The sequence below is a fragment of the Nitrospirota bacterium genome, assembly GCA_035516965.1.
Classification (GTDB): Bacteria; Nitrospirota; UBA9217; order UBA9217; family UBA9217; genus MHEA01.
The window spans coordinates 15,113-29,554 of sequence record DATIZR010000041.1; the positions used below are offsets into that span (position 1 = coordinate 15,113).

17 protein-coding genes are annotated in these 14,442 nt (G+C 59.4%); 10 read left to right on the forward strand and 7 right to left on the reverse strand.

Annotated features, from left to right (window positions below; all coding sequences use genetic code 11):
- Positions 1–46: 46 nt before the first annotated feature.
- From hisD to rho, 7 genes are all read right to left on the reverse strand, one after another.
- Positions 47–1,339 (reverse strand): histidinol dehydrogenase, encoded by a 1,293-nt coding sequence (gene hisD / locus VL197_05255; GenBank protein ID HUJ17382.1) that lies wholly within the window; start codon positions 1,337–1,339, stop codon positions 47–49.
- A 90-nt stretch (positions 1,340–1,429) separates the two neighbouring features.
- Positions 1,430–2,677, reverse strand: coding sequence for a UDP-N-acetylglucosamine 1-carboxyvinyltransferase (gene murA, locus VL197_05260; GenBank protein ID HUJ17383.1), 1,248 nt, complete (start codon positions 2,675–2,677; stop codon positions 1,430–1,432).
- A 63-nt stretch (positions 2,678–2,740) separates the two neighbouring features.
- On the reverse strand, positions 2,741–3,601 hold the full coding sequence (gene prmC / locus VL197_05265; GenBank protein HUJ17384.1) for a peptide chain release factor N(5)-glutamine methyltransferase: 861 nt from the start codon (positions 3,599–3,601) through the stop codon (positions 2,741–2,743).
- 109 nt (positions 3,602–3,710) lie between these two features.
- Positions 3,711–4,778: a peptide chain release factor 1 gene (gene prfA, locus VL197_05270; protein ID HUJ17385.1), complete on the reverse strand. Its 1,068-nt coding sequence runs from the start codon at positions 4,776–4,778 to the stop codon at positions 3,711–3,713.
- A 136-nt stretch (positions 4,779–4,914) separates the two neighbouring features.
- On the reverse strand, positions 4,915–5,820 hold the full coding sequence (locus tag VL197_05275) for a DUF1385 domain-containing protein (protein ID HUJ17386.1): 906 nt from the start codon (positions 5,818–5,820) through the stop codon (positions 4,915–4,917).
- Positions 5,821–5,933: 113 nt separating this feature from the next.
- Positions 5,934–6,134, reverse strand: coding sequence for a 50S ribosomal protein L31 (gene rpmE / locus VL197_05280; protein ID HUJ17387.1), 201 nt, complete (start codon positions 6,132–6,134; stop codon positions 5,934–5,936).
- Positions 6,135–6,340: 206 nt separating this feature from the next.
- Positions 6,341–7,588, reverse strand: a complete 1,248-nt coding sequence (gene rho / locus VL197_05285; GenBank protein HUJ17388.1) for a transcription termination factor Rho — start codon at positions 7,586–7,588, stop codon at positions 6,341–6,343.
- A 466-nt stretch (positions 7,589–8,054) separates the two neighbouring features.
- Here rho and VL197_05290 point away from each other — a divergent pair, with 466 nt between their 5' ends.
- The 10 genes from VL197_05290 to VL197_05335 all read left to right on the forward strand — a co-directional run bounded on the left by VL197_05290 (position 8,055) and on the right by VL197_05335 (position 14,383).
- Positions 8,055–8,507: a Rieske (2Fe-2S) protein gene (locus VL197_05290; GenBank protein HUJ17389.1), complete on the forward strand. Its 453-nt coding sequence runs from the start codon at positions 8,055–8,057 to the stop codon at positions 8,505–8,507.
- Positions 8,508–8,527: 20 nt separating this feature from the next.
- Positions 8,528–9,175, forward strand: a complete 648-nt coding sequence (locus tag VL197_05295; protein ID HUJ17390.1) for a cytochrome b N-terminal domain-containing protein — start codon at positions 8,528–8,530, stop codon at positions 9,173–9,175.
- An 88-nt stretch (positions 9,176–9,263) separates the two neighbouring features.
- Positions 9,264–9,653 (forward strand): hypothetical protein, encoded by a 390-nt coding sequence (locus VL197_05300; protein HUJ17391.1) that lies wholly within the window; start codon positions 9,264–9,266, stop codon positions 9,651–9,653.
- A 288-nt stretch (positions 9,654–9,941) separates the two neighbouring features.
- Positions 9,942–10,190: a sulfurtransferase TusA family protein gene (locus VL197_05305; protein ID HUJ17392.1), complete on the forward strand. Its 249-nt coding sequence runs from the start codon at positions 9,942–9,944 to the stop codon at positions 10,188–10,190.
- Between the two features lie 76 nt (positions 10,191–10,266).
- Positions 10,267–11,352: a YeeE/YedE family protein gene (locus VL197_05310; GenBank protein ID HUJ17393.1), complete on the forward strand. Its 1,086-nt coding sequence runs from the start codon at positions 10,267–10,269 to the stop codon at positions 11,350–11,352.
- A gap of 138 nt (positions 11,353–11,490) precedes the next feature.
- A complete protein-coding gene (locus VL197_05315; protein ID HUJ17394.1) occupies positions 11,491–11,793 on the forward strand; it encodes a hypothetical protein in 303 nt (100 codons plus the stop codon).
- A 30-nt stretch (positions 11,794–11,823) separates the two neighbouring features.
- A complete protein-coding gene (locus VL197_05320; protein HUJ17395.1) occupies positions 11,824–12,102 on the forward strand; it encodes a hypothetical protein in 279 nt (92 codons plus the stop codon).
- 15 nt (positions 12,103–12,117) lie between these two features.
- Positions 12,118–12,288 carry a hypothetical protein gene (locus tag VL197_05325; GenBank protein HUJ17396.1) on the forward strand — a complete coding sequence of 57 codons (171 nt, stop codon included), beginning with the start codon at positions 12,118–12,120 and terminating at the stop codon, positions 12,286–12,288.
- A 493-nt stretch (positions 12,289–12,781) separates the two neighbouring features.
- A complete protein-coding gene (locus VL197_05330) occupies positions 12,782–13,735 on the forward strand; it encodes a SurA N-terminal domain-containing protein (GenBank protein HUJ17397.1) in 954 nt (317 codons plus the stop codon).
- Positions 13,736–13,750: 15 nt separating this feature from the next.
- A complete protein-coding gene (locus VL197_05335; protein ID HUJ17398.1) occupies positions 13,751–14,383 on the forward strand; it encodes a Fe-S-containing protein in 633 nt (210 codons plus the stop codon).
- The last annotated feature ends 59 nt before the right edge of the window (positions 14,384–14,442 follow it).

Sequence of the window (14,442 nt, forward strand, 5' to 3'; positions counted from 1 at the left end):
CAAGAAGCTTTTGAATTTTTAAACCGTGTTTATCCGTGGTTACAATCTATTTTTTCGCCATCCGCACCCGGATCGTGTTCCCGTGCGCTTCGAGGCCCTCCACGTCGGCGATCTGCATGACCGCCTCGCTCACCTTGTCCAGCCCGTCCCGCGTATAGAAGATGAGGCTGGACTTCTTCATGAAGCTGTCCGTGGACAGGGGAGAGAAGAACCTTGCCGTTCCCCCGGTGGGCAACACGTGGTTCGGTCCGGCAACGTAATCGCCGACCGACTCAGGCGTGTAGTGGCCGAGGAAGATGGCCCCCGCATTCCTGATCAGTCCGAGCAGCTCAAAGGGCTTTTCAACGGCGAGTTCGAGGTGTTCCGGAGCGATGGAGTTCGAGACTTCGGCGGCCTGCTGCAGGTCCTCGACCAGCACGATGGCGCCGAACCGGTCGATGGCCTTGCGGGCGATCTCTTTCCGGGACAGATTCGCGAGCTGGCGTTCGACTTCGGCGTTGACCTTCTCCGCGAGCTCCCGCGAGGTCGTGATCAGGATCGACGAGGCAAGCTCGTCGTGCTCGGCCTGTGAAAGCAGGTCCGAGGCGACGAACGCGGGGTCTGCGCTCAGGTCCGCGATGACCAGGATCTCGCTGGGTCCCGCGATCATATCGATGTCGACCTGGCCGAAGACGTAGCGCTTTGCGGTAGCAACGTAGATGTTCCCGGGTCCCACGATCTTGTCCACCTTGGGGATTGTGGCGGTCCCGTAAGCCATGGCCGCGATGGCCTGAGCGCCCCCGATCTTGTAGATCTCGGAGACGCCGGCGATGTCCGCCGCCACCAGGATGTAGGGGTTCAAGGTGCCGCCCGGCACCGGCGAGCACATCACGAGCTGATCAACACCGGCCACCTTCGCGGGGATAACGTTCATGAGGACCGACGACGGATAGCAGGCCTTTCCGCCGGGCACGTACACCCCGGCGCTCCGGATGGGGCGCGCGAGCTGGCCGAGGATCACGCCGTCCGCCTCCTGGCTGACCCAGGAGCTGAGCTTCTGCTTCTCATGGAAGGCGCGTATATTCCGGGCCGCGAGCTTGAGCGCCTCAACTTTGGTCGCGTCAACCTTCGTGTAGGCGTCCCTGACATCCTCGGCGGAGACCCGGATATCCTTCAGCGTGAGCCTGACCTTGTCGAACTTCTCCGTATATTCAAGGACAGCGGGGTCGCCCTCCTTGCGCACGCGCTCCACGACCTCTTTCACAGTGACGGCCACTTCCTCGGTCGCGGTCTCGCCGCGGTTCACGATGCGCTTGAGCTCCGCCCCGATGTCCTTCTGCTGCGAGTCAATGATCTTCATGATAATACCTCAAATCAGTATGAACCACGGATGAACACGGATAAACCTAAACTTCTTGTCTTGTCATGAACCGTGAGAATCGGTGGTTGACTAAACTCTCTTAATATCCGCTCCCAGCGCTGACAGCTTTTCCTCGATGCTCTCGTAGCCCCGGTCGAGGTGGTAGATGCGCGATATCTCGGTCTGGCCTTCCGCCGCGAGCCCGGCGAGGATGAGCGATGCGCTCGCGCGGAGGTCCGTTGCCATCACCGGGGCCCCGGACAGTTTTGCGACGCCCTTGACCACGGCGCTCCGCCCCTCGATCACGATGTTCGCCCCCATGCGCCTGAGCTCCGCCACATGGGTGAACCGGTTCTCGAAAATGGTCTCGTTGATCACGCTCGTTCCGCCCGCCAGTGCCATGAGGCTCATGAACTGGGCCTGCATGTCCGTCGGAAACCCCGGATAGGGAAGGGTCTTGACGTCCACCGGTCTGATATCCCTGTTGCCGTGGACCGTGATCGTACCATTGCCCGGCCTGATCTCCGCGCCCGTTTCGCTCACTTTCGTCAGCAGTGCGTCCAGGTGCCCGGCATTGCAGTCCCTGATGGTAACAGCCCCGCCCGTGATGGCTGCCGCGATCACGAAGGTCCCCGTCTCGATCCGGTCCGGCAGGACCCGGTAGTTCATGGGCTTCAGCGTTTCGACGCCCGTGATCCTGATGACATCGGTCCCGGCTCCCTCGATCTTCGCCCCCATCTGGACCAGCGCGTGCGCAAGGTCCACGACCTCGGGCTCCCGCGCCGCGTTCTCGAGGATCGTTTCACCCTCGGCCAGCGTTGCCGCCATCATCAGGTTCTCGGTGCCCGTTACGGTCACGATATCGAAGTAGATATGCGCGCCCTTGAGCCGTTTTGCCCGGGCAACGACGTAGCCATGCTCGATATCGACAACGGCACCCATCTTCTGGAGGCCCATGATATGCAGATTGACGGGCCTGGCGCCGATGGCGCAGCCGCCGGGGAGCGAGACGCGGGCTTTGCCGAAGCGGGCCACGAGCGGGCCGAGAACGAGTACGGACGCCCTCATGGTCCTGACGAGGTCATAGGGCGCCTCCGGGCTCGCGAGCCTGGAGGAGTCGAGGACCGCAGCGTGATCCGTGAGCTCAATGTCCACGCCCATGTTCCGCAGGATCCTTGCGAGCGTTTTCACATCCACCAGCGAGGGCACGTTCGCTATCCGGTGCTCGCCCTCGCACAGCAGGGATGCCGTGATGATCGGCAGCGCCGCGTTCTTGGCCCCGCTGATCGTGACTTCGCCTTCCAGTTTTTTGCCGCCGTTGATGATGATAGATTTCATGGTTTAACCGCAGGGACGCGCGGATGAGTACAGGAATGCTCAAAACCTGTTGATCCGTGCTTCCTACTTCTTTTGCATTCTCATGACCCGGTCAATGCCGGCCAGGTCCTTCAGTATCTCCGTCCCGGCATATGCTCCGGATCGGGCAGCCATGGCGATCAGCGTCTCGGCCTGCCCGATACCCATTTCCATGATCAGCGAGCCATGCCTCTTCAAAAAGGGAGAAGCTTCCGAGATGATCCGTTCATGAAATTCGGTACCATCGGGGCCGGCGATCAGCGCCTGCTCCGGTTCGAAATCCCTGACCTCGGGCTGCAGTGCAGGCATATCCTTTGTCGGTATGTAAGGCGGATTCGCTGTTATCAGGTCAACCTGTCCCCGGATATCGAGCTCTTCGAGAGGTTGGAACAGATCTCCCTCCAGGAAGCGGATCCGTTCTGTTACACCGTGCATCCGGGCATTCTCCCTCGCGATGCCGAGGGCTCGATCTGATGTATCGCTTGCGAAGATGCGCGACGCCGGAAATTCTTTTGCCAGGCTGACCGCAATGCATCCCGATCCCGTGCAGAGATCGATGATTGCCGGCTTGGGAATGTCCTGCAGCGAACGAATCGCCGTTTCCACCACGAGTTCCGTTTCGGGCCGCGGGATCAGGACATCGCGGGTAACAATGAATTCCAGCCTCCAGAACTCCTGTCTGCCGACGATATACTGGAGCGGCTCCCTCTGCGCCCTGCGATCAACGAGCTCCTGATACAGCCTTTCCTCCCCGGCATCCAGGACGTCGTCAATGTGAGTAAAGACCCAGGCCCGGTCCTTGACCAGGATATGGGAAAGAAGGAGCTCTGCGTCGAGCCGGGCTGTACTTATGCCGCTCTTCAAGAAGACCTGTGATGCGTGATGGAGTGCGTCAGCGACTGTCAAAGGATTAAAGGGGACACGGATTCATGCGGACAAGGCGAATAAAAAATGCCTGAAAAAATCAGTTCTGCTCTGCCCGAATGTTCAGACCTGATCCGTGTCCAAAGGGTTCTTACAGGTTCTTCAGCCGTTCCGCATTGTCCGCGGCTGTCAGGGCGTCGATGAACTCGTCGATGTCACCGTCCATGACCGCGTCTATCTTGTACAGCGATACGCCGACGCGGTGGTCCGTCACCCTGCTCTGCGGAAAATTGTAGGTCCTGATCTTCTCGCTGCGGTCGCCGGTGCCGACCTGCAGTTTGCGCGCTGCAGCCTCTTCGGCATCCTGCTTTTCGCGCTCCTTTTCGAGCAGCCGGGACTTCAGGATCTTCATGGCCTTCTCGCGGTTTTTGAGCTGAGACCGCTCGTCCTGGCAGGCCACGACCTCGCCGGTCGGGATGTGGGTGATGCGGACCGCGGAGTAGGTGGTGTTTACGCTCTGGCCTCCCGGGCCGGAGGAGCAGTACGTATCGATGCGAAGGTCCTTCTGCTCGATCTGGACGTCAACATCCTCGGCCTCGGGGATCACGGCAACGGTGACCGTCGACGTATGGATCCTGCCGCTGGCCTCCGTCGCCGGCACGCGCTGCACGCGGTGCACGCCGCTCTCGTACTTGAGCTTGCTGAACACGCCCTTGCCCTGGATCTGGGCGATGACTTCCTTTGCGCCGCCCACGCCGGTCGTGCTCATGTCAAGCAGCGTCACCTTCCAGCGCTTCTTCTCGGCATAGCGGGAATACAGGCGGAAGAGCTCAGCCGCGAACAGGGCGGCCTCGTCGCCGCCCGCGCCCGCGCGGATCTCGAGGAAGATGTTCTTGTCGTCCCGCGGGTCCTTGGGCACGAGCATGAGCCTGAGCTCATGCTCCATGGGTTCGACCTTCGCGCGGAGCTCCTTGAGCTCGGTATCCGCCATGGCGCGGAACTCGGGGTCGGCCTGTTTGTCCTGGACGATCTCCTCGGCATCCCTGATCTGCTTCAGGACGCTCCGGTAGGACCGGTAGTGGGTTACCACGTCCTCGATCTCCGACCGCTCCCTCGAATACTTCTGGTACTGCTGGTGGTCGGCGGCGACGCCGGGATCGGAGAGGAGCCTCGTCAGCTCGTCGAATTTTTCTGCGACAGCGTCAAGTTTGCTCAGCATAATTACGAGAGTTAACCACAGATGAACACGGATGAACACAGATTGAGGCAATAAATAGACTGTTTGGTTTAAACCGTGCTAATCCGGGGTTCAATTGATCTGAACTGTTATTGTTTCCCCAACAAAAAACCCCGCCTCAGCGGGGTTCCATCGCAATGGCTTCTTCGAGGGCCTTGAGGGCTACCTCGATCTGGTCGTCCGACGGTTCCCGCGTTGTCAGCCGCTGGAGCCAGAGCCCCGGCAGCATCAATCCTCTTATGGCCGGGCTGGCGCAGTGCTTCGCGCTGTACTTGATGAACTCGTATCCCAGTCCCGCGATGACCGGCAGCAGGGCGATCCGGGAAAGGGCCTTTGCCCAGAGCGGCCAGGTCCCCGGGATGAGCGAGAAGAGCAGGATCGAGAGCACGACGACGGTCAGCAGAAAACTCGTGCCGCACCGGGGGTGAATGCGGGAATAGGGGCGCGCGTTCTGCACCGTGAGATCCACTCCGGCCTCGAATGCCGCGATGGCCTTGTGCTCGGCACCGTGGTACTCAAAGACCCTGCGGATGTCCTTCATGAAGGAGATGCCGGATACGTAGCCCAGAAAGAGGGCGACCCGGAACGCGCCGTCGGTAAGGTTGAACAACAGGCCGTTCGTACCCACGGCGCCGTACTTCGATCCCAGGAGATTGGTGAGCAGGAGGGGGAGCGCCAGGAAAAGACCGAGGGCGAAGGCGAGGGCGACGACCATGGTGCCTGCCATGGCGAGCGGGCTGATCTCCTCCTTCTTGCCATCCGTTTCCTCCAGCGCCTCGTTCGCCGAGAAATTGAGCGCCCGCATGCCGAGCCACAGCGCCTCGAAAAGCGCGGCCGAGCCACGGATGATCCTTTTCTTGAGCAGCGGGAACCGCTCCCCCAAGGGCTGGAGCGGCTGCGTGTACAGGGCGATGCCGGCTTCGGGCTTTCCGCCTTTTCGTACGGCGACCGTGAAAGCCCGCGGAGAGCGCATCATCACGCCCTCGAGCACGGCCTGGCCGCCTATGGTCAATTTCTCGGACAAGACAACAACCTCTTGTTCAGCCGGAACGCAAATGTCGGATGGTCAGATGACGGACTGGATTCAGAGCCGCGGTCTGCGATCGGGCATCCGTATCCGGTCTGCTCTCGTTTGTCTTACGCCTTGTTGTATTTCTTCCGGAACTTGTCCACGCGGCCTTCGGTGTCGATGAGCTTCTGCTTGCCCGTGAAGAAGGGGTGGCAGACCGAGCAGATATCGAGCCTGATGTCCTGCTTGGTAGAGCGCGTCTCGAACGCTTCCCCGCAGGCGCAGTGAACTTTTGTTACCTTGTAGCCGGGATGAATATCCTGTTTCATGGTCCTGTCTCCTTAGTCCGGTCATTCTCGAATAGAAAAGCCAAGCCACAGCATTCAGCTGTGGCTTGCGCGGTCGAGGCCGAAATAATATACCAAAGGCTCTTAAATTACAAGAGAAAAATTTACCGATGGGACGCAGGGCAGCCACAAGGGACTGCCCCTTGCTCATGGAATCGAGGATGCAGGGCAGCCGCAAGGGACTGCCCCTACTTGTTCATGGAATCGAGAAAATCGCGGTTGGTCTTGGCCTGTTTGAGCTTCTCGAGCAGGAACTCCATGCTTTCCACGGTGGAGAGGGGGTTCAGGACCTTCCGGAGAACCCACATGCGGTTCAGATCGTCCTTGTCCACCAGCAGCTCTTCCTTCCGCGTGCCGGACGCGTTGATGTCGATGGCCGGGAACACGCGCTTGTCCACGAGTTTCCGGTCGAGATGGAGCTCCATGTTGCCGGTGCCCTTGAACTCTTCGAAGATCACATCGTCCATGCGGCTTCCCGTGTCCACGAGAGCCGTTGCCAGGATGGTCAGGCTGCCGCCGCTCTCGATGCTGCGCGCCGCGCCGAAGAATCGCTTTGGCCGCTGGAGCGCGTTGGCGTCGAGGCCGCCGGACAGCACCTTGCCCGAGGCCGGGATGATGGCGTTATGTGCGCGAGCGAGCCGGGTTATGCTGTCGAGCAGGATGACCACGTCTTTCTTGTGCTCGACGAGGCGTTTTGCCCGCTCGCTCACCATGTCGGCCACCTGCACATGCCGCTGCGGGGGCTCGTCAAAGGTGGAGCTTATGATCTCGGCCTTGACCTGGCGCTGCCAGTCGGTGACCTCTTCGGGGCGCTCGTCGATGAGCAGCACGATGAGCTTGATGTCCGGGTGGTTCTTGATGACCGCCTTGGCAATGGCCTGGAGGAGCATGGTCTTTCCGGTCCGGGGAGGCGCCACGATCATGCCGCGCTGGCCCATGCCGATCGGCGTGATCAGGTCCATGGCGCGGGTCGTGTAGTCCGTGGGGGCATGCTCGAGCTTGATCTTTTTTTCGGGATAGTAGGGAGTGAGGTTGTCGAAGAGGATCTTTGACCGTGAGATCTCCGGGTCTTCATAGTTGATCGCGTCCACTTTCAGCAGCGCAAAGTAGCGCTCGCCTTCCTTCGGCGGGCGGATCTGGCCGGACACGGTGTCCCCGGTCCGGATGTTGAAACGCCTGATCTGCGAAGGCGATACATAGATGTCGTCAGGGCCGGGCAGGTAGTTGTAGTCCGGAGCCCTCAGAAAACCGAAGCCGTCGGGGAGAATCTCCAGCACGCCCTCGCCGAAGATCATCCCGTTCTTTTCGGTCTGCGCCTGAAGGATGGCGAAGATGAGCTCCTGCTTTCGCATCCCGCTGACGCCTTCGACCTTCAGATCGTCAGCCATGGATGTCAGCTCGGCAATGCTTTTGCCCTTCAGTTCTACGAGATTCATGAGATTTGCTCCTTGGCCCGCGGTGTTCATGGGCGGATGAGGTCACTACCGTCCAGGGGAGGGGTGATCCGTCTTCAACTCCTGTAGTAATGGCGCAGTAAGATTAAGATAGTGTTTGATAGGCGAGTAGGTTCCTTGACGATGTCCTGTCGCGTGATTGTTAACCGTGGCGCTGCCTAAGGTCGTGATTTATTCCGGAGATCGATGTCCTTCTATAATTCGGTGTCAGTTACGGTATGTTTTCAACCTGGTTGCGTACGCTGGGTTTGACGATAACAGGAGTTGTGTGGTCAGGGTTTACTGAATATGATTCATTTATACCCGAGAAGAGGGGGTTTGTCAACATTTTCTTTCGCGCCCGTGCGCGCTGACCCATTCCCCGATGGCCGCCGCACCGTCTCCGGCGCAGCGACGCCAGACAAATACCGTTGACACTCCCCTGTCCGCTGGCGTACTATGGCGTTCCATGGAAACGAGCAGACGGAAGTTCGTGAAGAGATCGCTGTACGCCGTGCTTGCGCTCTTCGGAATCGGCTATCTGGTCCCGGCCGTGTCCCTCTTCGTTCCCGCGGAGCGCCGGGCCCGGGAGCTTGCTTACTTCCCGCTGTTATCCGAGGACGAAGTTCCCCGGTCGGGAGTGAAGAAAGCCGAACTGGTCTATACGGTATCGGGCAAGGAGCGGAAAGCCCGGGTCTTCATCGTTTCCTCACAGGAAGGCATGATTGTGCTGTCTGCCGTCTGTTCCCACCTCGGCTGTCTCGTGAACTACAATAAAGAGAAGGGGGAGTTCATCTGCCCCTGCCACGGCGGCCGCTACGACCGTACCGGGGCCAACATTGCCGGTCCGCCGCCGGCGCCCCTGAGCCGGCTGCCCGTAAGGACCGTTGCGGGTATGGTCATGGTCGGGATCAAGGCATAGCGCGGATCCGGCACTAACCCATGATGCGCCTATTCGACTATATCAATGTCCGTCTCGGGTTGACGAGGCGGCACCGAAGGATCATTGACCGACCGCTGCCTGCGGGACTCAATTATTTCTTTTGTCTGGGCGGTATAACCTTTACGCTGTTCCTTCTTCAGGTGCTGACCGGACTCCTGCTCTCTATCCACTATACCCCCTCCGAAGCCGAGGCATACCAAAGTATCCAGCGGCTGCACCACGCGGTGCCGCTCGGCGAGACGCTCCGTTCCCTCCATCATTGGGCTGCAAACCTCATGGTCGTCATGGTCGTGCTCCACATGCTGAGAGTGTTCGTCACCGGGTCGTACAAGAATCCCCGGGAATTGAACTGGATCGCGGGAGCGGCCCTTTTGCTGCTCACCCTCGCGTTCGGGTTCACCGGCTACCTTCTGCCCTGGGACCAGAAGGCGTACTGGGCAACGGTCGTGGGGACCAACATGCTGGGGTCCGTGCCGTTCGCCGGTCCCGCTCTCTCCGGGCTCATCAGGGGCGGCGCCGACGTGAGCGGTCAGACCCTTCTCCGGTTCTACAGCATACATGTCCTCTGGCTCCCGCTCCTGACGGGCCTCTTCCTCTGGGTGCACTTTCACATCCTGCGGAGGGTCGGGATCTCGGGAGGGCTGTGATGAGGGCGGAACGAAGAAGAAAGCGCTATAACAGCGAGAAGCTCCTGGCCCCCTCTTGCAATGAATTATGTTGCGCCGCGGACGCCTGATGGCTACTACCGAAAAAAATCAGAAAAAGTTCTTTCCCGATTTCCTGCTCGAGATCTCGGTGATCTCGCTCTTCACCCTGGAGGCGGTCCTGATCCTTGCCGTTCTGTTCCCGTCGTCGCCAGGCAGGGAGATCGATTTCTCGGCGCCATACCAGCCGCGGCCTGAATGGTACTTTCTGTTCCTGTATCAGTTGACCAAGTATTTCCCCGGGCAATGGACCTTCGTGGGCGCCGTGCTCCTGCCCGGTCTTGCCTTCAGCCTGATGCTCCTTGCGCCGTTCCTCGATACCGGACCCGGCACCGAGCTTCGGCAGAGAAAGGCCGCGGCTCTCACCGGCTTCGGCCTGCTCATGGTGGTGATCGTGCTGACGGTCCTCTCGCTGCTATAAGTTCATCGGATGTGCCTATAATGAACGTAAATAGCCGTGTTTCCTGATTTCTAATCTGCGAAATCGCAAAAGGAGTATTGACAGGGAACCGGGATTTTGATAAGGTAACTCACCTTTTCCTCAGGTTAAGGTTGCATCCGCTTTTTGTTCCTCATTGTTACGAACTTACTCACTGGAGGTGATGCTCCGGCACAGTACGTGAGTGAATCTTTTTCGTCATCCCCGATGCAAAGAGGCGGGCTCTTCAGCCCGAATTTGTAGCTATCATATTCCCAAGGAGGATTAACCATGTCAGTCAAGACCGCATCGCCCGATCAGACCCTGGACACGCTCGGAAGAGTTTGCCCCTATCCGTTGCTCCTCACGAAGAAGGCCCTCGAGAAACTTGCGAGCGGTCAGACCCTCAAGGTCCTCTGCGATGCTCCGGCATCGGCCGAGGACAGCATTCCCCGGTATGCCGAAAAGCAGGGCTACAGCTTTGAATCAGTGAAGCTCGACGACAAGGGCTACTGGGAGCTCTTCATCAAAAAATCGTAATACCGGAACACCTGTGCTCAGAAGCCAGATCGTACTTGCAGGAAACCACTGAGGGGGGAAATTTCAAGGAGGGAGAATGGTTTCTACAATTGCGTATATTGTGTCCGGCCTGCTGATCGGAGCGGCCTTCGGGTTCGTTCTGCAGCGCGGACGGTTCTGCGTGAACTCGGCGTTTCGTGAGGTGCTCTTCGAGGATTACACGATGTTCCGTGCGTATCTGCTCGCGGTCGCTGTCGCTATGATCGGTGCCAACCTGATCGAAGACATGGGCTGGCTTGGACATTACGAGAGCGGTGCCTTTGTCGCGGGCCAGCTTTACCGCCAGGGCTTTGCGCCCTTCGCGAACGTCATCGGCGGATTCATCTTCGGCATGGGCATTGTGCTTGCCGGTGGCTGCGGCAGCGGCATCCTGTACCGCGTGGGTGAGGGCAACCTGGCCTATGTGCTGGCGGTATGCGGTTTCTTTTTCGGCATCGCCATGACGAAGTTCGGCATCCTGAAGCCCGTGTACGATGCGCTCACCTCCTACCAGGTGTTCGTGGGCGAGGATACGGTCCCGACGCTCAACAACATCATCGGCATCAACAAGTGGATCGTGATCGCGGTCGCAGCTGCGATTATGCTGTACTTTGTGTTCCAGGGGAAACCGTTCCAGAAGGCAAAAAAGGGATATTCCTGGTCCCTTGCCGGCCTCCTGGTCGGCATCCTTGCCGTCGCCGCCTTCTGGGCCTCGGACTATTTCGGCGGCAGGGCGCGCGGCCTTTCCTTTACCGGTCCGGTCCGTGAGTTCTTTCTTGCCGTGTTCTTCGGAAATTCCCAGGCCGGTGCATCGGACAGGACCATGACGCTCCTCGGGATCACGTTCTCCTGGAGCTCGCTCTATGTGCTGGCCGTGCCGATTGGCGCTTTTATCAGCGGCAAGCTCTTGAACGAAGTGAAGCTCAAGGTGCCGCCGGCCGACGAGCTTCTGAAGGTCTTCCTCGGCGGGGCGGTCATGGGAATCGGCGCGCAGATCGGCGGCGGCTGCAACATCGGCCACAGCCTTACCGGCGTGTCCACGCTCGCGGTTTCGAGCTGGGTGGCGAACCTCTTCATCATCCTGGGGAACTGGACCATGGTTTATTTCCTGCTCATCAGACCCATGCGGGAATTGGAAGCATAGAGAAAGATGTTCGGGGGAGCCGGGCGGGACATCCCGTTCGGCTCTCTTTTTCGGCCAAGGCGCCAGTAAAACAACTGTTAGAAAACCAACAAGGCCGGATTCAGTTGTCCGATCACATTGCGAAAGGAGGTGAGGAGAATGGCTGAGACATTGGGAATCATGATCACCCGTTATGATAACCTGGACCACATTGCCGGAACCGTCAAGGCCGCACGTGCGGCAGGGAAGTCCGTGATGATATTTATGACCGACGAGGGAGTCCGTTTCACGCAAGACCCCAAGTTCCTGGAACTGCTCAAGGTGGAGGGCGTTGATTTCTCGTGCTGCGACCACAGCTGCGAGCGGGTCGGGCTCCATGAAAAGACCGACGGCATTTCGTATGGCAGTCAGTACAATAATGCCGGCATGCTGCATGACAGCGCGCGCGTGCTGGTGTTCTAATCTCATCGGAAAGGAACAAGGGGCTACATAATGGGAGATACGAAAAAAATCGCTGTTATCGTGCGGGACCGTCAGGGCGAGGCGCTCCGCGTAGCCGGCGGATTGACGCTCGCCGACGATACGATCGAAGTCTTCGTGCTGGACAACAAGCTCGACAAGGGCAATCCCGAGATCGCACAGCCGCTCGAACTCGTCACCGAACTGGACCTGAAGGTCTATTCCAACAATCCGGACAATGGCTTCACGATGATCACGCTCGAGGATATGGCGAAGAAGCTGCTTGAGTATGATATCGTGGTGCCTTACTAGCAGGGAGGACATGGTATGAAAATTCTGTACCTGTTAAAAAAAGCGCCTGACGCGAGCACGAAGAAGATCATCGAGGTCCAGGCCGCGGGGAATCAGGTTAAGACAATAGAGCTGTACAAGGGCGGCGTGGCCTATGACGCGCTGGTGGCGGACGTGTTCAGCCACGATAAGGTGTTCTGCTGGTAAGCGGAGCAGCTCCGGCGGCTCCTGAGGGCGGGGCTGTCTCGGAGCGATGAGGGGACCGCTGTTTGCGGGGGATGGAGAGCGGTCCCGTCTTTTTTTTCAATAGGATTGTCTGAACATAACTAGACCTCTGCAGAGCAGTTTCAAGGTGGGCATTGCATGCTGCGACCGTGCTCTCCATGATCGCCTTCAGGCAGTTTGGCGGACGGGCGCACGTGCAGGTGCAGGTGGACCAGGTCAGCCGCGCCTTGTCGGGCCGCTGCTGCGACTGAACCGGACGAAGATCATCGTGATATCTTCTGCGCGTTTCGAGGCCTCTGTCTTTTCTCCTGTCCCGTCTGTATCAAATGACACAGCCTGCTCTACGGGCAACATTTCATCTCTTTGTTTTTCCTCATGATGCTTATCTGGCAGGGTAATTGCAAACTATAATAAATAATTATCGAATTATCGAGCCCTGCAGAAGATGTCCTGCCTGGCATGAGGAGGGAATCTAATGCTTTGCCCACAGTGCAAAATTGAGAACGAACCTGATGCCCGGTTCTGCAGTGAGTGCGGCTCCGCCATGCAGGAAGGACCGCAGGCGCCGTCAACGCTCAAGACGCGGAGAGTCTATCTCTATGCTCTCCTGCTCGTCCCTGTTCTCGCCATTGCGGGCTGGATTGGCTACTATAAATATATTCTGCCCGGCGGAGTCGCGGCCGTTGTGAACGGAGAGACGATCAGCCTCCGCGAACTCGATGCCGAGGCGGCCCGCACAGCAGGCAGCCGCGAAGCGGTGGATGCCAGGCTCAGATACGCGGTCCTGAACTCGCTGATCACCCAGCGGCTGGTCCTGCAGGAAGCGCGCAAGGCAGGGGTCTCCGTCTCGCGCGAGGAGATCGCATCAACAGCGGCCCGAGCGCGGTCGGCGTCGGGTTTCGATGAGGCAGTGTTCAACCAGCGCGTGGTATCGCAGTACGGCAGCATGAAGGACTTCGAGCAGGCGGTCGAGCGAGGTCTGCTGGTCAACAAGTTCATCGAAGAAAAGGTTATCCCGGTGAGCGCCGATCCCCGCACGGGCCGGGCAGCCCTGGACCAGTGGCTGCAGGATCATACTGCTGCGGCTTCGGTCCGCGTCACGCTGGCCGAGCAGTGGTCCGGAGCAGGGTGCGGATGCTGCGGCAGCGGGGCCGGGGCTTCAACAGCCCCCCGGGCAGGGAGCGGCGGATGCCGGACAGCGAGGAGCGGGTGCGGCATGGCGAACCGGGGAGCGGCCCGTTCAACGGACCCGTTGAACGCGGGCGAGGCCGCGGACGCAGCGCTCCGGTACTGGCATGAAAAGCACGGGGCGGAGGCCGTATCCGCGAAGGTCATTGATTTCGGCTGTCATATGCAGGTGGACATCATCAAGGACACCAGAATCATCAGCTCCCTCCGGTATCAGGGGGGAAGCATATCTGAACTGTAGGGGAGGAAATGAAGCATGAGCACGTGTGGAAAATGTGGTGCAGAATTAAAGGAGAGCGCCAGGTTCTGCAAGTCCTGCGGGACCGGTCAGTCGGGCGCATCGTTGCATGATAAAAAGGCCCGCGTCATGGGCCGGGAAAAGACCTGGGTGAAGCCCACCGTGATCGCGGCAGCCGTGGTCGCGGTCGTCGCGGGTGGCATCCTGTTCCAGCAGTTCCGTGCGGCGCGCATGGGAGGTCATCCCCTGTTCCCGCCCCATCGCGATGCATCGGCAAGGCTGACAAAGGCCGTGATGGTCACTCCCCAGAACGGCGACGTGCGCATCCCGATCGCGAGCGTCGAGGACGGCAGTGCCCATTTCTTCGCCTATGCGACGGGAGGCAAGACCGTCACCTTCTTCGTGATGAAGGCCTCCGACGGGAGCATCAGGACCGCCTTCGACGCCTGCGTGGCCTGCAATCATGCCAAGCTCGGCTACCGGCAGGAGGGGGACCTCGTGGTCTGCAACAACTGCGGCATGGGATTCACGCCCGCGGACATCGGCAAGCTGACCGGAGGCTGCAACCCTATCCCGGTTGAAAAGGCCGCAGACGGCCCGATGCTGGTGCTGAAGGCGAAGGATCTCGACTCCGGCGTGCAGTATTTTTAAATGGAACGAGTCAAGGCAAGCTCTTAAAGAGACTGAAACCTGCCACAGAGCACACCGAA